Raw genomic sequence first — 19717 nt, forward strand, 5'->3', positions numbered from 1 at the left:
TGGGAATTCAAGCTAGAGCCAACAGCGGAGCAGGTTTCAGACATCGAACACATTTTGGATGTGTGCCGCAATGTCTGGAATTTTGCCCTGCGGGAACGTAAGGATTGGCTAAATTCCGGAAAGTCGCCCGTGAATGCGTGTTCCATCGTGCAGGAATACATCTTGCCTGCGGATGCACCATTTCCCAGCTATGCGCGGCAGTGCAAGTCCCTAACTGCGGCCAAAGCTGAATACCCCCGATTGAAGACTGTCAACGCTCAGGTTCTTCAACAAGTCATCCGAAAACTGGAAGCCTCCTGGGAGTCGTGGCGGTTAAAGCGTTCGGGTCTTCCACGGTTCAAAAAACCCAACCGGATGCGAAGCTTTGTCTTCCCCCAGATGCTCAACGCTTCGACTCCGCTCAGCGTTGAGTCCGAGCGGAGTCGAGGACTCAAAAACTGTGTGTCTGACAAAGGGATTAAGTTGCCTCAGTTGGGATGGGTTCGGGTTCGGTGGTCGCGGAAAATTCCTGATTTATTCCAGGTTAAGCAAGCTCGAATTGTTCGCAAGGCATCCGGGTACTTTGTCGTGCTTAGCCTTCAGGCTGACGTCGATATTCCTGCTGTAGCCCCTCACGGACATCCGGTAGGGATTGACGTTGGACTGGAGTACTTTCTTTCAACGTCTGATGGGGAACAGGTCAAGCGACCTCGCTTTTTCAACAATCTGCACCGCAAGCTGAAATCGCTGCAACGTCGATTGAAGAAAAAGCAGAAGGGGTCAGCTAACTGGCTGAAACTCCAGAAGAAAATTGCCAGAGTCCATCAACGTATTGCCGATACGCGAAAAGACTGGCATTTCAAGCTGGCTCATCACCTCTGTGATGGTGCAGGGATGATTTTTGTCGAAGATCTCGACTTCCGCATTATGGCCAAAGGGATGTTGGGCAAACACACTCTAGATGCTGGGCTGGGACAATTTGTGAATCAGATCCTTCCCTGGGTGTGCTGGAAGCGTGATGTCTTTTACGGCAAGGTGGATGCTCGTGGCACTTCTCAGGAATGCCCAGACTGTGGAGTGGAGGTTCGCAAAGATCTCTCAACTCGAATCCATCACTGTCACAACTGCGGGTCAACAAAGCCCCGTGATGTGGCGAGTGGACAAGTTATCTGTAGCCGTGGGCAACGGCAAATCGAAACTGCCTGTGGAGGGGATGCGGCGGGGACTGAGGTTACTCAGTCTAGCTGGCACCTGTTGAAGCAGGAAATCTTTGGGGCGACCCAAGGAATCTCCCTGCATACCCGGAACGGGTTGCTGGGAGAGGATGTCAATACCTATCTGAGTTAGCGATCGCGGGATTTCGTTTCGGATTGTAAGTTCGGCTTCGATCGCTGTACAGCGATCGTCAGCGTACCCGCGAACGGTTAATGCTGTATTTGAAAGTTCTGAAATTGGTAGAATCCGCGATCGAACATTTTAGGTTACTCGAACAAACCCAACCTAAAACTTTCACTCAAATCTACTGAATTTCTGGATTTAAAAACACGCGATCGATTCTAAATTTTACTGAATTACCATGTGTTAATACAGTATAGCAGTCCCAAATAAGTCGTCAAACAATTAAAATACCCGAAAAAATCTGATTCCCCGTTCCCCGTTCCCCATTCCCCGTTCCCGATTCCCTTTTTGTCTCAATTTTGTTACACAACTGATTTAGGGTTGCTCTATCGATATGGCAAACGATTTTCCCGTTTCCATGCCCCTCGCTACAGCATTTTTACCTATTTGTGACAAAACTTATCGCACTCGAGACTTTTAATTGTTCAGAGAGACGGGATGCCTTAGAATAATTTGACCCCAAGCTCGACGCAGACCCCCTTTACCCCAAACCCAACCCACGATCGAGGAACGGTTCATGTCAGAAGCCAATCAACACCATTTCGAGACTTTACAAATTCACGCCGGACAAAGTCCTGCCCCCGGTACGAACGCGCGGGCTGTCCCCATTTACCAAACGACCTCCTACACCTTCAACGACGCCGACCACGGAGCGAACCTGTTCGCACTCAAAGAATTCGGGAATATCTACACCCGAATCATGAACCCGACCACCGACGTATTCGAGCAGCGTATTGCTGCCCTCGAGGGTGGCGTAATGGCACTGGCCACCGCCAGCGGTCAAGCCGCACAATTCATTGCCATCAATAACATTTGTCAAGCAGGGGACAACATCGTTTCGACCAGTACCCTTTACGGTGGCACCTACAACCAATTTAAAGTTGCCTTTCCCCGCATGGGAATCGACGTGAAATTTGTCAGTGGCGACGATCCCGAAGAATTTCGCAATGCGATCGACGACAACACCAAAGCACTTTACGTCGAAAGTCTCAGCAACCCGAAATTCAACATTCCCGACTTTCACACTTTGGCGCACATCGCCCACGAAAACGGCATTCCACTGATCGTTGATAACACCTTTGGCTGTGCGGGATACCTGTGTCGTCCTATCGAAGAGGGCGCTGACATTGTCGTGCAATCGGCGACGAAATGGATCGGCGGTCACGGAACCTCGATCGGGGGTGTTATTGTCGATTCGGGTAAATTCGACTGGGGAAACGGTAAATTCCCCGTATTTACCGAACCCTCTCCGGGCTATCACGGGCTGAACTTTTACGAAACGTTCGGTCCGAACGGTCCGTTTGGCAACATTGCTTTTATCATCCGAGCGCGAGTCGAAGGACTGCGAGATTTAGGTCCGTGCTTGAGTCCGTTCAATGCTTTCTTGCTGCTGCAAGGTCTCGAAACCTTGTCTTTGCGGGTCGATCGCCACACGCAAAACGCGTTAGCCTTAGCCAAGTGGCTCGATAGCCATTCCCAAGTTGAGTGGGTCAGCTATCCCGGTTTGAGCGATCACGCTTACCACGAACGGGCGAAGAAATATCTCAAACACGGGTTCGGTTGCGTGTTGAGTTTCGGTATCAAAGGCGGTATGGAAGCGGGGCGCACGTTTATCAACAGCGTCAAACTCGCGTCTCACTTGGCAAACGTCGGCGATGCGAAAACGCTGGTCATTCATCCGACTTCGACGACTCATCAACAAATGTCAGAAGAGGAACAGAACGCGGCCGGGATTACCCCTGAAATGGTGCGCGTTTCGGTTGGCTTAGAGCATATCGACGACATCAAAGCTGACTTCGAGCAGGCGTTCGCTCAGGTTAAATAAACCCCATCGGAAGGGCGATCGCGTTTGTCGTGTCCGTTCCCTCTCGTTTTTCCCATCTCGACCGGCGATCGCGGCGAGTCGGGGAAGATGAGGGGGGTTCTGCCGTTTCCGACCATGTATAGTGCTTGCCAATTGGGTTAGGACAGTCAGATCTAGTTGTGTGTGAGTTTTCAGTCTTGAAAAAATGTCCTGGTTTATTTGGCGGCTGCTATAGGAAAATCGATGGGAGGTCTCGAGTCTCACGAAGCGACCTTTTTGATTTGAGTGGGGCTATAGAGGCTCGAGTAGAGGCCACCATAGTTTAGCTTTCGCCTGTCTCCTGCAAACCGTCAAACGCGACGAGTGAAGAGATGGCGATCGCAGAGTCTCCACGATGGCGGCGATCGACTGGCGGGACAAAAGATCCTCTTTCTCCCCGTGCAGTTTGCTCTTTCCCCAGAATCGATCTCGCGGATGCGAACACTCTCACCGGGTTAGGGGTATCGAATGCCCCTATCGTCGCAAGCCGTCGATCGATTAGAATTTTCAGCAATTCCCCATCGCCAATTCTCGATGAAATACTCGCATTTGATATCTCCAGACACGCAATTTCACCAACTGACGGAACCCTTCGCGATCGAGTCAGGGGACGTGATGGTTGGCGTGAAGGTGGCGTATCGGACGTGGGGTCGGCTCAATGCAAACGGCGACAACGCCATTCATATTTGTCACGCTTTAACTGGAAGTGCTGACGCCGACGAATGGTGGGGGCCGTTATTCGGATTGGGAAGAGCGTTCGATCCCGATCGCGACTTTATTGTATGTAGTAACGTACTCGGGAGCTGTTACGGAACGACCGGCCCGATTTCGATGAATCCCGCCACGGGGAAACCGTACGGACCGGACTTTCCGTCGATTACCGTCCGCGATATGGTGCGCCTGCAAGCGCGGTTGATGAAAGAGTTGGGCGTGCAGAAGTTACACATGGCGATCGGCGGTTCTCTGGGGGGAATGCAAGTGTTGGAGTGGGGAAAACTCTATCCAGACTTCGTCGAGTCGATCGTGTCGGTGGCGGCTTCGGGAAGACATTCGGCGTGGTGTATCGGTATCAGCGAAGCACAACGACAAGCGATCCGCTCCGATCCGAACTGGCGAGGGGGATGGTACGACGACGACGCACTCCCCAAGCAGGGACTGGCAGCGGCGCGGATGATGGCGATGATCTCTTATCGGGCTTACGAGAGTTTTGAGAAACGGTTCGGCCGTAAGGTGCAGGAAAACGGCGATCGCGCGGTCTGTAGCTATCTAAGATATCAAGGGCAAAAGTTAGTCGATCGCTTCGATGCCAATACGTACCTGGCACTGATCGATGCAATGGACAGCCACGACGTAGCCGAAGGGCGCGGGGATTATTACGACGTGTTGCGATCGATCGATCGACCGGCCTTAGTGGTCACGATCGATTCCGATTTGTTGTATCCGCCTGTCGAACAACAAGAACTCGCTCGGTTTATGCCGAACGCCAAACTCGAATGGTTGTACTCTCCTCACGGTCACGACGCATTTTTAATCGATATGGAAGCCCTCAATCGGTCGATCGTCGAGTTTCGTCGGGCGGTCTTTAGCTGAGCGAGGCAAGACGCGGGTAGAGCGGGTAACGGTTGTTGAGACAAACTCAGACGCTTTGTTACTAACGAAGTAACAAATTACGATCGAGACGATCTCCTCTCAAACCTCCCAATTATCATAGAAAAATAGAAACGGGGATCGCTGAATTGTTGAAAGTCGAGACTCGTAGGGGGTTGAGAAATGCAATATTTCTCAACGATGTTTGTGCTAGTTTTACTGGCTCTTCCGACCTTAGTGTGTAGGGTAAATGCTTGTAGCCTGTATCTGGAAAGGGATTTCGCAGTTTGAGATGCCTTTTTATACAGTTTAGCAAAAACTCTTGCCCTGTAAGGGTTTCAGAGATTTCTTGCAGGGTAAGTTCGGAAGAGCCGTTTTACTATAGGTGTCCGACGAGTGAGTTGCGCTTGTTTTTTCGGTAGAGGTGCTGTTCGAGTCAGTTTCGATCGAAGCGATCGTACGGGGTGCATCTCAAAAATGTCAACTTATCAGATCGGAGTCTCTATAGTGAATTGAGCTGTTGTTGGGTTTCGCGATCGCTTCACCCATGGACGGCAGCGTTGCCGAAGTCTAATCTACTCCAGACTTATATTTTTACAAAAGTGAGATGCACCCGATCGCACGCTTGTTTAAAACTCGAAACGCACGACTAGGAAATCAATGTCAGACTTTAGAACGTTCCCTCAATTCTTGTTGAAAACATTATTGAAAACAGTTTGAGAACGACCCAGAGGACTCTTCTTCAAATGCTCCAAACTGAATTGAGGCGAGTGGTTTTACGTAAACTGAAGTGCCACAGAACGACATACCGAGTTGTGCGATCGCACGTCGTTTCGATCGAAAACCATCTTCGTTGTCCGTGATAGAGTCCATGACAGATCCAAACCAACGACGTTTGTTGGAAGACTCTTTTCTTTCAAGTCCTCAGAAGGACAAAAGAAGCTTGTCCCTCGAGGCTTTACCCATCGACGTCCTGTCACAGACTGCAATCGCGATCGACCCCGACACGGCGATCGCCACCTATTTGTCCCGTTACCGACCGATGGGACGCGTTCTCGTCGCCCTCGACGGAAGAGGGTTTGGACGCATCAGCGCAGTCGCTCTCTGCCGAGCGATCGCCCGAGATGACGATCTCGAGACCGCCTCCGTTCGCGAGGCCGTCGTCCCATTGCCGACAGCGATCGCGGCCGGTGAAATCGAGGGCGACGTGCTGTGGGAACGCCTCCAACGTGCTTCAGACGGTTGGCTACTATTTCTCGACGAGGGGGGCAACCCTTACGGTTTGCTCGATCGCGCCCGATTGCTGCCGGAGTTGTCTGACGATTCGTTGCGAGGGCGAGCGATCGGCGAGCGATCGGACTGGAAACCGGCCGCGATTTCGAGTCGAGCCAGTTTGCGCGACGCGGCCGCTACAATGGTTCGCCACCATCTCGAGGCAGTAGTCATCGCCGATGCCTTTCCCGACGGCCGGCGCGTTCCCCAAGCAATTCTGACGGCTGGCGACTTACTTCAATATGCCAATCTCGGCTTAGATTTCGATCGCACGATCGCGCGAGAAGCCGCCAGCACCCCATTTGATGCGATCGGTCTCGACGCTTCCCTCTATAGTGCCGTTCGGGCGATCGCCGATCGGGCTTCGAGCCACCTGGTCGTCGTCGATCGTTACGGCGAACTCGTGGGCGTTTTAAGTCGGGGAGATCTCTTCGCGACGATATCAGATGCGGCGTTCGAGCGAGCGTTCCTCTCTCCCCAAAGAGCCAGCGTCAGTTCTTCTCGGACGACACCGATCTCCCCAGAAGACTGGCGCTCGTTCGTCGATCGCGTAACCGAGTACGGGATCGTCCGCCTCGATCCCCTCGGAAACATCGTCAGTTGGAACCAAGGCGCCGAACGGATCGACGGCTATCGCACCGAGGACATCCTCGGCAAACATTTCTCCTGCACGTTTGTTGAAGAAGACCGCGTCAAAGGTCTTCCCGAAGACGTACTCCGTCAGGCCGCGCGAACGGGAGGTTACGAAACTGAAGTTTGGCGCGTGCGTGGAGACGGCTCGCAACTGTGGGCGAGTCTCAGTCTGACCGCCGTATACGACGACGACGGACAGTTGCGCGGATTTACCCAAGTCACGCGCGATATGACCGAACGCCGGGCTGCTGACATTTGGCTGCGACTTCTCGAACGGGTGATCGCCGAAAGTAGTAACGGGATCGCCATCGCCGACGCCACAGGCAGGGACAATCCCCTAATTTACGTCAACCGGGGGTTCGAGCGCATTACCGGCTACACTCAAAAGGAGGTTATCGGGCGAAACAGTCGCTTTTTGCAAGGAGGTGATCGCCAACAACGCGCCCTCCAAGACGTTCGCGCTGCCCTGCGAGAAGAACGACCCTGCTGCGCGACCCTGCGAAACTACCGTAAAGACGGCAGCGTGTTTTGGAACGAACTGACGATTTCCCCGATTCGCGATCGCGACGGTCGCGTGACCCATTACATCGGCGTTCAAATCGACATCAGCGATCGCAAAGAAGCCGAACGCCGTCTGGCCGACCTCAGCGCTCGCTTACAGGCCATTCTCGACGCCGCCACAGACGTTGCCATCGTCGCCACCGATCTCGACGGCCAGATCGCGGTGTTTAACACCGGAGCCGAGCGAATGTTGGGCTATCGTGCCGAGGAAGTGGTAGGTCAGCATACTCTATTGTTGCTTCACCTCGATCGCGAGTTGGAAATCCGCCGTCAGGAATTGAGTCGCGACGGAGAACCGTTCGAGGCGGATGCCGTGCGAGGAATCGGCGTGTTGACCGTTGATGCTCGTTGGGGTGACGGGGAACGGGAGAAGCCCTCGGCATCTCCGACGCGAGAGTGGACTTACGTTCGTCAGGACGGAACGTTACTGACCGTCGAACTGACGGTGACGACGATTCGCGATCGCGACGGCAGACCCACGGGATATTTGGCGATCGCTCGAGACATCACCGAGGGCAAGCGAACCCAGGAGTGCCTGCGACAGCAACTGGTAGCCGTAGACGCAGCACTCGATGGGATGGCAGTTCTCGACGAAAACAGTCGCTTTATTTACCTCAACGACGCCTACGCCAAGCTATTGGGTTATGAATCGGTCGGCGAGTTCGGCGATCGCTCCTGGCACGACGGGTTTCCACCAGAAGAATTCGAGCGCTTGGAGCGACAGGTGTATCCCCAAGTGATGCGGAAAGGACAGTGGCGCGGGGAAGTCATCGCGCGACAGCGGGACGGTCGCCGCTTTATTGCCGAACTATCGTTAAAACTGACCGATCGCGGAGAACTGGTGTGTATTTGTCGCGATATTACCCAAGCGCGTCGTGCGGAACGTCAATTGCGGGAGAGCGAGGCGAGATTCCGTCAGTTTGCCGAGAATATCGAAAGCGTTTTTTGGATGACCGATCCAGACAACCACCAGATGTTCTACGTCAGTCCCGCTTACGAGCGCATTTGGGGGCGATCGTGCCGAGATCTCTATGCCGATCCTCGCCAGTGGTTTGAAGCCGTGCATCCCGACGATCGCGATCGCGTTCTGGCGGCATTATCGGGGCAGGTGCGCGACGAGTACTGCGAAGAATATCGGATTTATCGAGCCGACGGTCGCGTGCGTTGGGTGCGCGATCGGGCTTTTACCGTCAAAGACGACTTCGATCGGGTCTATCGCATCGTCGGCGTCGCCGAAGACATCACCGAACGCAAAGAAGCCGAAGCTGCCCTGCAACAGCAAACCGAACTGTTGCAAAAAATATTCGATCGCCTTCCCGTCGCGATCGTCGCCTACGACAGCCAGGGACAGGTTACGTTAGTCAATCGCTACCTCGAAGACACCTTGGGGTGGTCGGCCGCCGAAATTGCCGAGATCGACCTGTTGGCACAGTGTTATCCCGATCCAAACGACCGCCAACAGGTGTTGGAAGTGATGCTACACAAAGACGAACGGTGGCACGACTTCCGAACCCGTACCCGAGACGGTCGAATTTTAGACACCTCTTGGGCGAACGTGGAACTGTCTGACGGCAGGAGTATCGGCATCGGGCGAGACGTTACCGAGCAGAAACGCGCCCAAGCGGAAATCGCCCGAGCCAAAGAACGCTTCGAGTTGGTGGTACGGGCGTCTAACGACGGATTTTGGGATTGGAATCTCGAAACCGGAGAGATTTATTATTCGCCTCGATGGAAAGAAATGTTAGGGTATCGAGACGAGGAACTCGAGAACGATTTTTCAACGTGGGAGCAGGTGATTGTCGAGGAAGATCGGATAACGACGTTGGAACTCCTCGATGAATACAACGCCGGACGGATCGATCGCTTTCACATCGTCCAACGCTTTCACCATCGTAGCGGTTCGACTGTCTACGCCCTGTGTCGAGCAATTCACGTGAAGAACCGAGCGGGTCAAGTGGTGCGAATGGTGGGGTCGAATTCCGATATCACCGAACTGGTACGGGTGCAGCAGGCGTTACAAGAGTCCGAGTTACAACTGGCGGGAATTTTGAACAGTTCCCTCGACGGAATTATGGCATTTCGAGCGATTCGGGAGGCAGAAGGAGAGGCGATCGTCGATTTCGAGTGGCGATCGTGCAACCCCGTCGCAGCGCGTTTGGTGGGACGTTCTAGCGAAGAGCTTATCGGCTGTCGCTTGTTAGAAGCCATACCGGGGTATCGAGACGAGGGACTGTTCGACGATTACGTGCGGGTCGTCGAAAGCGGAGAACCGAGCGAACGAGAGTTTTTCTACGATCGCGACGAAATTCGCGGTTGGTTTCAAATCGTCGCTGTCAAACTCGGGGACGGATTTGCCGTGACCTTCCGCAACATCACCAAACTCAAACAGGGAGAGCGGGATTTACAACGCGCCAACGAAGAACTCGAAGCTCGGGTCGCCGAACTCAAACAGCGCAACAGCGAAATGAATTTGCTCGGCGATGCGAACGACTTTCTACAAAGTTGTTTGACGGTCGAAGAAGCGTACAAAACGGTGGCGACCCTCGTTCGCCCGTTGTTTCCTCACTGTGCGGGGGCGGTGTATACCCTGCACCCGTCGCGAAATTGGGTCGAAGAGGTGGCGTCGTGGGGAGAGTTCTCGACAGAAGTGTTGTTTTCACCGCAGGACTGCTGGGCGATTCGTCGCGGTCGAGTTCACTGGGTCGAAAGGTCTGACAGCGATTTGTTTTGCGCCCACGTACATCGGGACGGCGACCGGCCGGCCGCGACGTTGTGCGTTCCTGTCGTAGCTCAGGGAGAGACGTTAGGCTTGTTGACGATCGCGGCAGACGACCCCGCTGCGTTACCCGAGAGCAAACGACAGTTGGCGCGCACGGTAGCCGAGCAGTTAGCCTTGGCCGTGGCTAACTTGCGGTTGCGGGAAACGTTGCAATATCAGAGCATTCGCGACGGACTGACGGGACTGTTCGACCGATGCTACATGGAAGAATCCCTCGAGCAGTACGTGCGTCGCGCCGAGCGTTACGGTCGAACGTTGGGTGTGGTGATGTTAGATATCGATCGCTTCAAACGGTTTAACGATGCTTTCGGTCACAACGCGGGGGATCTCGTGCTACAAGCCGTCGGAAAACTTTTGCGGAACAGCTTGCGCGATTCGGATATCGCCTGTCGCTACGGCGGGGAAGAGTTGACGTTGGTGTTACCCGATGCCAGCCTCGAGGATACAGTCAAACGCGCCGAAGCGATCCGCCAAGCGATCGAACAGTTGCAACTGTTCGATCGCGGGCGGCCTCTCGGGACAATTCGCGCCTCTCTGGGCGTGGCGGCGTTTCCCCAACATGGAGCGACGGGAGGGGCAGTGGTTCGAGCTGCCGATGCTGCGCTGTATCTCGCAAAGGCGCGGGGACGGAACTGTGTCGTCGTGGCAGAGATAGATCCAGAGCGGGATGTGGGAGCGATTTAGCATTGAGATTTAGAACATCCGTCGGATCTTTTCGATTTCTTGGGAGGCGTTGGGTTTTAAGGCCGCGATCGCCAGTTGAGATAGAAGGTAAGGGATCGACAGCCCGATCCCGAAATAGGTTCGCCAAGCACTTTCCGATAGTAGCGATCGTCGCCTCGGACGGACGTGCCAAAAGCGATTGACCGAACACACTAACGGGTCGTCTAAGGCTGTGACTTCGTGCCACCATCCTGAGGGAATATACAGCAATTCTCCAGGATGTAAAATCACGTCGATGCGATCGTTTAACGCGTCTTTGAGTTTAGGGAAACTCTCGAAATTCGGGCGATCGAGATCGACTTGGCTGAACCACGATCGCAGCTTCAATCCTTGCGTGAGGTGTTTGATGAGGGGAAACGGATACAGGTTTTTCAGTTGAGAGGGGGGAAACAAAGCGAGATGTTTGCGTCCGTGGAGTTGGGCGAGAGTTCCGTCAAACGCATCGTAATGCAAGCTTTCGATATGTCCGCCCGGACCTATCCAAAGGTTTAAGTCACTGGCAGCTTTCTCGAATCCCAGTTTTTGCCCCCACTGGTGCAAGGAGGTCGAACGGTCGAGCGGTGTGGTTTTTAAGGGACATTTTGCCAGATAAATGTCTTGACGGCGGGCTTCTCCGGAGCGCACGAGTTCGGCGTATTTAGAAAACGGCAGGGGTTTGGCGTCGATACCGCTGCCGATGCTGTCCCATTGGTGCTTGTCGAGGGTTTTTCGCTCTGCACCGTAAAACCGACAGAGAAATTCGCGATCGCCGAACTGTTGACTGAGATACTCGAGCGTCCAATCCGGTTCGTTGACGAGTCCTTTTATTATCACAGGAACGCCGTTTTGTCTATAGTTTTTTAAAAAAAGATGAGAAGAGAGAGTTTGATAGTCGAGGCGAGAAATACCGGAGATGCGAAGACTTGAAGTGTCCGAGGCATCACCGCGATCGCGCGACGTCTCTTGCGGAAAGTTCATAAGAATAAAACCAGCCCGAAATGCAAATCGATTAGCCCGATAGTACTCAATCGGATCTTCTCGACCCTGTCAAGTCGCTTGGCGAGATAGCGGCGATCGACCAATTGACGACTGACAATTTCCGGTAATTTGTATCGCGGTTACGGCATCGGAGGTGGCGCAGATTTCGGTAAGGTGGGAATCGCTTGCTGAGTGGGGTGAGACAGTTGGTTCGATCGCGACTTGTGTAGCGTCGTCTCGACTAACTGATATCCCAGATAAGCAGGTAACGCCAACGCCAGCAGTACCACTACCATACCAAACCAGTTTCCCGCTTCACCTGTCGGGCCGACGTGAGAGCGATAGGGATCGAAGCGCAAGCGATCGAGGGGAAGAGCTTGACCGAAGGCGATCGACCGTTTGAAGCGAATTCGGCGATCGTCGAGTTTTTCGAGGAGTATCCATCCCGCTTCAGCTTCTTCGTCCCGCACCCGCTGTAAAAACGCCGGATTTCCGAACAGATCGCGGCTCGTGCGAACGATTTTATATTCCCATCCCGACGCTCGCCAGTCCACCGGGAAATCCTCAAAACTCTCGAATGGATTCGTGACTTCGCCGTTGTTCGAGGACGGTTCGATTTCCCAGTGTCCTTCTTTCGAGTCGTATTGCACCAAAAACTCGTCCTCCTCTTCCTGCTGCTGTTGAATCGCCACTTCCTTCGATCGCAGCCAGATCGCAGCCATCAAGCTTTCAATTCCCAGACTACCAACCAACAGACTCCAAATCAGCGTTTCTAGCATATTGTTTTCACTCCCCTACTGCCAGGTTCGCTCAGTATCGTTATATTCGGTAGGGGTTGGGGAAAATCCCGACAACCTCATGTCAGGATTGACTAAAGAACCGTTGAAAGGGGGGCGATTTCGTCTCTCGACGAAAACGTGGTCTCGAGTTGAGGCAGTCCGGTTTGACGATTCCAAAAACGCCGACAATTGCGCGATAATACCCTTGTCTGTGGGCGGTGTACATTGGCGGTGCGCCTCTTTCAGAGAAGAGTTAAGAGTCTAGAGTGAAGAGCTAAAGAGGAATTCCCACTCTACACTCTGCACTCTACACTAATAAACACGTATCTTACGACTGCTGGCTCTTCCGAACTTACTATGTAAGAAATCGCTGAAACCCTTACAGGGTAAGAGTTTTTTCTAAACTGTATAAAAAGTCCGATCGAATCGCGAAATTCCTTTCCAGATATAGGCTACAAGCATTTACCCTACACACCAAGGTCGGAAGAGCCCGACTGCTTCGTTATCAACTCTTAGCTCTTAACTCTCAATGACTGAATTATCTGAATCCGTTCGCCAACAATTCGATCGCGCCCCGTTTCCGCGACAACCCTTAGAGCGATCGCCCCAAGACGATCTGTCTCTACTGTACCGACACACCCTCGTCACACCTTTTTACAAACGAGACGGGAAAGTTATCGAGACCCAAAACCTCACCGTTCTCGACGCTGGATGTGGGAGCGGGTACAAAGCCCTAGCCTTAGCGATCGCCAATCCGGAAATTTCCATCGTCGGCGTCGATTTCTCTGAAAGTTCCATTGAACTGGCCCGGCATCGGTTAAACCATCACCACATTGACAACGTCGAATTTCACGCCATGTCTCTCGAAGACGTGGGCAACTTGGGGCGAGAATTCGACTATATCAACTGCGACGAAGTTCTCTACCTCCTCCCCAATCCCGTCGCCGGATTGCGATCGCTGGCATCGGTTCTCAAACCTCACGGTATCGTTCGGGGAAACCTTCACAGTGCCTTCCAACGGTTCGATTTCTTCCGTGCCCAACAGCTCTTTAACATGATGGGACTAATGGGGGAAGACATCCCTGACGAGATGGCGATCGATCTCGTCCGCGAGACCATGAACGCTCTCAAAGACTTCGCCAAGCTCAAAAGCCAAACCTGGACGCCCAAACTATCAGAAGACCCAGAACGACTGTTTGCCAATTACCTGCTACGGGAAGACAAAGGCTTTACCGTTCCCCAACTGTTTGAGATGCTCGAAGCGGCAGAGTTAGAGTTTATCAGTATGGTGAACTGGCGACAGTGGAATCCCCTCGACCTGTTCGACAATCCCGACGATCTTCCAGCGTTTCTGGGGATGAGCTTACCCAAAACCACCATCGCCGAACGGCTACACCTCTACGAACTGATTCACCCCATCCACCGCCTCTTAGACTTCTGGTGCGGTTGTCCCGGCATTGCTCGGCCGAGACTGTCTGTAGAAAACTGGACGAACTGGGAGGCGGTACGAGTCTCTCTCCATCCGTTGCTCAAAACCTCCTCGACGCGAGCTGCCCTAGAAACCTGTCTGCACCAACATCGGGGATTTTCCATCAGCGAATACCTCCCCGTCCCCGGCGTCACGAACCTCTTCATCGATAGCGTCACGGCAGCGAGTCTGCTTCCCCTCTTCGACGCCCCGAAATCCATGTTCGAGCTAGTGGCGTTCTGGAACAAAACTCATCCCCTCAACCCTGTAACGCTAGAGGCGACGACGCAAACTGAAGCCCTCGACGCCGTGCGCGATTTAATGGTGACGCTCGAAGACCTCGGCTTCGTGATGCTGGAGATGGCACGATGATGTGAAATTTCAAATTTCCTCATCGCCCCAAAAAAATTTTCCGGTGGATGATATGGATTCTCCCCAACGTGGGTAAGTTAAATCCAGGAGCGGAAAGTCAAGCATCCCAAGCCTGAAGGAGAAGCAGCAAATGAAAACTGAATTCAAAGCCAAGTTCATCCAACACCTGAGCCAAAAAGAGCGTCAAGAAGGTTTCACCCTCATCGAACTGCTCGTCGTTATCATCATCATCGGTATTCTGGCAGCCATCGCTCTACCGTCCTTCCTCAACCAAGCGGCAAAAGCGAAGCAGTCCGAAGCCAAAAACACAGTTGGTGCTGTCATGCGTCAGCAACAAGCCGTGCGTTTGGAAGAAGGTGCGTTTGCCAGCACCATCGACACCCTCGGTGCTGGTCTGGCGAGCGAAACTGGTAACTACACTTACGAAATCATCACTGACGGCAACATTACGGCAGTCATTAACTCCTATCCGAACGACCCAGAAACGTTACGCGCTTATGCGGGTGGCGTCGTGGTTTACGGTAACGGTCAAACGGCTGCTGCTGCTTGCCAGACCAGTGCACCCAGCGCGACACCTCCGACCATCACACTCAACGACGGTGCTTCGGAAGCGGCAGTAGCTGCGGACTGTGGCGGAACCGATTTCGACATGAAGTAGGCTGCGTTACCTACGCCTAACACGTTCGTGTTTCAAGAAATTGAGTGAAGAGCGATCGAGCAAAGAATTAAGGCTCGATCGCTTTTTCGTAGAAGCCAATGGCAGCCCCGCCGATCGCCCGATTTCAAACCCTGTTATCGTAAAATTACAGACTGATACCACAGACGACCGTGAGTTCCCCGACAGACGACTTACCCGCCTTCGATGCCCTCCATCAGGGAAACTACGCTGAAGCCATTGCCGCCTTGGAGGAAGCGATCGCCGATGCCCCCGAGGACACCCGATACTACGCCTATCTCGGTCTCGCTTACCTGTTACAAGGCTCGGAGACCGAAGCCCAACTGGTGTGGATGACGCCCGAGATCGAAGAACTCTGCGAAAACTGGAGCCAACACCTCGCCGACATTTTGTTACAGGAAGCCCGGCGGCTCGGCGATCCGAAACAGACTTGGCTGCTGCGGCAATACCTGCGGGAATTGAGTCCCGACGACTTAGAAAACCTGCTCGAACTGTTGTACCTGTCTCTGGAGCTGAGCCTGTGGGCAGCAGATGACAACCAACTGCTTGAAGACGTGCGCGATCGCCTCACCACTGCCACGCCACAAGAGGTTCCCCAAGACACCCTTTGGAATACCTTCGATCGCCTCTCGAGCCAAACTCCCAGCCTCACCGGGAGCTTAGAACTGTGTCGCGTTGCCGCTACGCACCTTCTCGACACCCCTCGCGCGATCGATCGCCTACTCGCTCGTGCCAAAACCCTCGAGTTCGAGAACTGTTCTCAAGATGCCCTGTCCCTCGGACAACTCTGTCTCGAACTCGCGCCCGATCGTTTCCAAGCCCTCGTCGAAACCGCTCGCTTCTGTCAAAACATAGGTGACAACAAGGCCAGCCTTGACTACCTCGATCGCGCCCTGGCTGTCGCCGAAACCCTTCCCCAAAAAATTCTCGCCTCTCACATCAAATTGCGAGGTTTCATGCGGGCTGCTGGATATTGGGAACCGGCCAAAAGTCTCTATGCCCAACACCGACGGGATCTCGAAGCCCTGATCGATTCCAACAATATTTCTCTCGAGTTTGCCACTCGCATCCTGACTGCTGGGTCGATGACGCCCTACTTTACCGACGATCTTGTCAGTTACCGCCAACTGCGAAACCAAATCGGTGCAACGAGCCAACGCTACCTACAACAACATTTGAGCGATCGTGTCGAGCGCTACCGCACCCAGCACCAACAACGCCCCGCCGAAAACAACCAAAACATTCTGAAAATCGGCTATCTCTCCGAATGTTTCCGCCAACACTCTGTTGGTTGGCTGATGCGATGGCTGTTACACCACCACGATCGCGATCGCTTCGAGATTCACCTTTACTCCCTCCGCCACACTGGGGACACCCTGCAACAAACCTTTGCCGCCGTCGAAGGCTCTAACTTCCACGAACTGCCCTATTCCACCCGTGCCGTTGCTGACAAAATTCACCAAGACAACATCGATCTTCTCGTCGATCTTGACAGTGTGACCTCAAACTGCGGCTGTTCTGTCCTTGCTCTCAAACCCGCCCCCGTCCAAGTCTCCTGGCTGGGCGCAGACGCCTCGGGAATCCCTGCTGTCGATTACTTCATCAGCGATCCTTACGTCCTCCCTGACGACGCCCAAAACTACTACAGCGAAACTCTCTGGCAACTTCCTCAAACCTACATTGCTGTAAATGGCTTTGAAATTGGCGTTCCTACCCTACGGCGCGATCGCCTTGGTATTCCACCCGACGCTGTAGTGTACTTCAGCTCTCAAACTGGCTACAAACGCAATCCCGATAATATTCGCCTGCAACTGCAAATTTTACGGGAAGTTCCCAACAGTATTTTCCTCGTCAAAGGCGCGTATACCAACATCGACTCCGTGCGTCGTGCGTTTGAAGAACAGGCGGAGACAGAAGGGATTTCTCGAGATCGCCTGCGATTTCTTCCGGTCGCCATTTCTGAAACCGTCCATCGGGCTAATATCGCCATTGCAGACGTGGTTCTCGATACCTATCCCTACAACGGTACCACGACCACGCTCGAAACTTTATGGGCGGGCGTTCCCGTGGTGACGCGGGTAGGACAGCAGTTCGCCAGTCGTCAGGGATATACCCTTTTAAAAAACGTCAGTGTCGAAGCCGGAATTGCCTTTACGGATGAAGAGTACGTCGAATGGGGTGTTCGCTTGGGGAAAGATACCGAACTGCGAAAAACCGTCGTCCGACAACTGCACGAATCCCGTAAAGCTGCGCCGTTGTGGAACGCACGACAGTTTACTCGAGAAATGGAACGTGCCTATCAGGAGATGGTGGGATGAAGAGACTTCATTAGGGTGCATCTCAGTTTTGCAAAAATATTGCTAAAACAGAGTGCCATTTAAGTAGGGCTTGCTGATGAAAAAGACGAACAGAGCGAATTCTGATGCCGTACAGCTTGCCCAATGGTCGTTTTGGACTCTAGCTTCCCCATTAAATCGGCCATCGCCGACGAAAATGCAAGGTTTTTGAGCGTCTCGATGGGAAAACCTTGCACTAGCGGGTCAAAAAAATCCTCAAAACCCTTTCCGGGTCTGCATTTCAGTTTTATACAGCAAGCCCTAAGTAAGCACAGCGTAAAGAAAGAAGCTTAGAAACATTCTCTACTTTCCATTGCGCTCCCGATATTTTGACTCGCATTCCGATTTGCTTAACACCCAATTCAATTGAGCCTGAACCCACGGAACTGATTTTTTATTCCTGACAATATTTATAGTTAATTATTCAAGATCTATGAGTTTCCAGATATCGACAAAAGTTGACCGCTTCTTTCTTTTTTAAGGCTCGAAATAAATCGAGAGTTTCTTCAACTTTTCCCAACCATAACAATTTCTCGCCTTGCTTGAGTCGCTTTAACGATCCTCCGACTTTGTAAAGATTTTCTTTAAGATGATACCAGTCTAAAATTTCAATTCTTTGTTCATCTTCTCCCAGATTTTCAAATAAATTCCAAATCCCCGGATGTCCATCTCCCAGACAAAATAGTGGATGAATTAATGGCTGACTGTTAACCCAATCACTTAAAACCAAGTTGTCTTGGAAAAAAGCTCCCAAATAAGTACCATTTAAACACACTGCTTTATAGTCTTTCCATTGGCAAGGTTCACCCTTCGCAGCAGCGCGCAACCTTATTTTTCCTCCATTCAAGCTAACTTCCTGTACTCCAACTATGGAATTTGGTAGCTCCAAGTTTTGTTTTTGAACGAGTCTTTGTAGTGTACTATAGGAAATTTTTAGTCCCGTCAAAGAGCTTAAATCTTCCTCGGCTCTTTGGTAAGATTCATTGGCAAAAACCAAGAGAGCATTTTTTTTATTTTGGGACTCAATCTACTGTTCGGTTTTAAGTTAAAATAATGGGTCTTCGGAGTTTGTGGTTATAAATGTATAGCATGATACAAAAAATTGAAGATTCGAGAGCCAAAACCCTTGAAATCTCGTGAAGTTAGTTTTTCTGTCACCCTAAACTCCGAAGAGCCAAAATAATGGGCTTGTTTGTCAGTGATTTCAACTTCCCCGACAATGGTTTTCAATTTTCGGGGTCGGCCAATTTTGATTTGGCTAACTGCTGAAAAAAAAACTGAGCAATTTCGGGAGAAACTTCTTCTTGTATTTGGTCTCTCAGAGTGGTTTCAATCTTCTCAAAAGTTTGGAGTCTATCTGAAGACGTATTACGATGCAAGATGTCAGCCACCGCTTTGAGATGTTCTTGTAGCTTTTCTCGATCTTCGGAGTTTAAGTTCATTTTGAAATTTTTTAGATATATCTACTCATATTATTTTACCATGATTTTTGTGTTTTTACGAAAGTGAGATGCACCCTGAGCATCGCTCACCTTTTCAACAATATTGAAAATCAAAAAAATTAAAAATCTGATTTCGATTTGTTTTAAAATTACAAAAAATGATAAAAAATTGTGATAAATATTTAAATTCGAGATTTTCGATAAAATTGTGGTAGTTATCGATCGCTTTACCTTGTTGATACGGAATCTGTTTCCGATAAGCTCGGTTTTAAACAGTCTTCACCACAGAGGCACAGAGGACACAGAGAGGGGCTTGTTCGACTGGGTAAAACCAGTATTTGAGTCCGAGCGGAGTCGAAGCGAGCGAAGTCGAAGCGTTGAGATTCGGATTTCGTATAATTCGATCGCTCGAATAAGAGAGCGGTGTTGACAACCAACACCGCAAAACACTGGAGTTATCACGATTCTTTTTCGGGGTTTAAAATAGCTGGGGCAGATTTTACCCTAGGAAATATCAACCGTTTCGTAGTGGACTTGACCGATTTTTACCTTCTGACCGCGATAGTTGAGATCGACCCAACATTGAGGAAGCGATTCGCCAGAGGGAAAGATTAATTCAGATTTGCGATAGGTTTCGGGATCTTGCATTTCTTCTCCCGCATGAAACCGCCCTTCAATGTTTTCGCTGGCTGGGTTGTACAGGCGATCGAGCGTTAACACTTCGATCAGGTTCCCGCTAGGTTGGTGTTTGAGAAACATAGAGCCTCCAACAAATTCGTTATCGTCTCTTGATATCTCTATTTTGACATCCTCTCCCAGCAACCCTATCGGGTATGCAGGGAGATTCCCTGGTTCACACCAAGGATTTCCTGCTTCTCAACCTCTTGACTAGACTTGAACTCAGATAACTTC

General features: G+C 51.9%; 10 protein-coding genes and 2 pseudogenes. 7 read left to right on the plus strand and 5 right to left on the minus strand.

Annotated elements, in window-relative coordinates:
* The 4 genes from GEI7105_RS30170 to GEI7105_RS33410 form a co-directional block, all read left to right on the plus strand.
* A partial coding sequence (locus GEI7105_RS30170) for an RNA-guided endonuclease InsQ/TnpB family protein (RefSeq protein WP_017660678.1) occupies positions 1 to 1326 on the plus strand: 1326 nt, incomplete at its 5' end.
* A gap of 568 nt (positions 1327 to 1894) precedes the next feature.
* Entirely contained in the window at positions 1895 to 3202 is a 1308-nt protein-coding gene (locus GEI7105_RS0111895; protein WP_017660680.1) for an O-acetylhomoserine aminocarboxypropyltransferase/cysteine synthase family protein, read from the plus strand.
* 486 nt (positions 3203 to 3688) lie between these two features.
* Complete coding sequence (metX, locus tag GEI7105_RS0111905; protein WP_017660682.1) at positions 3689 to 4810, plus strand: homoserine O-acetyltransferase MetX; 1122 nt, start codon at positions 3689 to 3691, stop codon at positions 4808 to 4810.
* 940 nt (positions 4811 to 5750) lie between these two features.
* Positions 5751 to 10736, plus strand: coding sequence for a PAS domain S-box protein (locus GEI7105_RS33410; protein WP_158413194.1), 4986 nt, complete (start codon positions 5751 to 5753; stop codon positions 10734 to 10736).
* A 9-nt stretch (positions 10737 to 10745) separates the two neighbouring features.
* Here GEI7105_RS33410 and GEI7105_RS0111920 read toward each other — a convergent pair whose 3' ends face one another.
* The gene (locus GEI7105_RS0111920; protein WP_017660685.1) at positions 10746 to 11732 is read right to left on the minus strand and encodes a cupin-like domain-containing protein; all 987 of its coding nucleotides are present in this window, start codon (positions 11730 to 11732) and stop codon (positions 10746 to 10748) included.
* A 140-nt stretch (positions 11733 to 11872) separates the two neighbouring features.
* Positions 11873 to 12511: a hypothetical protein gene (locus GEI7105_RS0111925; RefSeq protein ID WP_017660686.1), complete on the minus strand. Its 639-nt coding sequence runs from the start codon at positions 12509 to 12511 to the stop codon at positions 11873 to 11875.
* A 529-nt stretch (positions 12512 to 13040) separates the two neighbouring features.
* Between GEI7105_RS0111925 and GEI7105_RS0111930 the strand changes: the two genes are divergently transcribed.
* The 3 genes from GEI7105_RS0111930 to GEI7105_RS0111940 all read left to right on the plus strand — a co-directional run bounded on the left by GEI7105_RS0111930 (position 13041) and on the right by GEI7105_RS0111940 (position 17345).
* Positions 13041 to 14351 carry a class I SAM-dependent methyltransferase gene (locus GEI7105_RS0111930; RefSeq protein WP_017660687.1) on the plus strand — a complete coding sequence of 437 codons (1311 nt, stop codon included), beginning with the start codon at positions 13041 to 13043 and terminating at the stop codon, positions 14349 to 14351.
* A 130-nt stretch (positions 14352 to 14481) separates the two neighbouring features.
* On the plus strand, positions 14482 to 15009 hold the full coding sequence (locus GEI7105_RS40450; RefSeq protein ID WP_017660688.1) for a type IV pilin-like G/H family protein: 528 nt from the start codon (positions 14482 to 14484) through the stop codon (positions 15007 to 15009).
* Between the two features lie 170 nt (positions 15010 to 15179).
* Positions 15180 to 17345: an O-linked N-acetylglucosamine transferase, SPINDLY family protein gene (locus GEI7105_RS0111940; protein ID WP_017660689.1), complete on the plus strand. Its 2166-nt coding sequence runs from the start codon at positions 15180 to 15182 to the stop codon at positions 17343 to 17345.
* A gap of 234 nt (positions 17346 to 17579) precedes the next feature.
* Here GEI7105_RS0111940 and GEI7105_RS30180 read toward each other — a convergent pair.
* From GEI7105_RS30180 to GEI7105_RS0111955, 3 genes and pseudogenes are all read right to left on the minus strand, one after another.
* Positions 17580 to 18416 (minus strand): annotated as a pseudogene (locus tag GEI7105_RS30180) (ISKra4 family transposase); the annotation flags it as partial.
* A 132-nt stretch (positions 18417 to 18548) separates the two neighbouring features.
* A pseudogene (locus tag GEI7105_RS41260) lies at positions 18549 to 18805 on the minus strand (ISKra4 family transposase); the annotation flags it as partial.
* Between the two features lie 504 nt (positions 18806 to 19309).
* Positions 19310 to 19564 (minus strand): hypothetical protein, encoded by a 255-nt coding sequence (locus GEI7105_RS0111955; protein ID WP_017660691.1) that lies wholly within the window; start codon positions 19562 to 19564, stop codon positions 19310 to 19312.
* Positions 19565 to 19717 lie beyond the last annotated feature (153 nt).

This window comes from Baaleninema simplex PCC 7105 (assembly GCF_000332355.1).
In the GTDB taxonomy this organism is placed as follows: domain Bacteria; phylum Cyanobacteriota; class Cyanobacteriia; order Cyanobacteriales; family Geitlerinemataceae; genus Baaleninema; species Baaleninema simplex.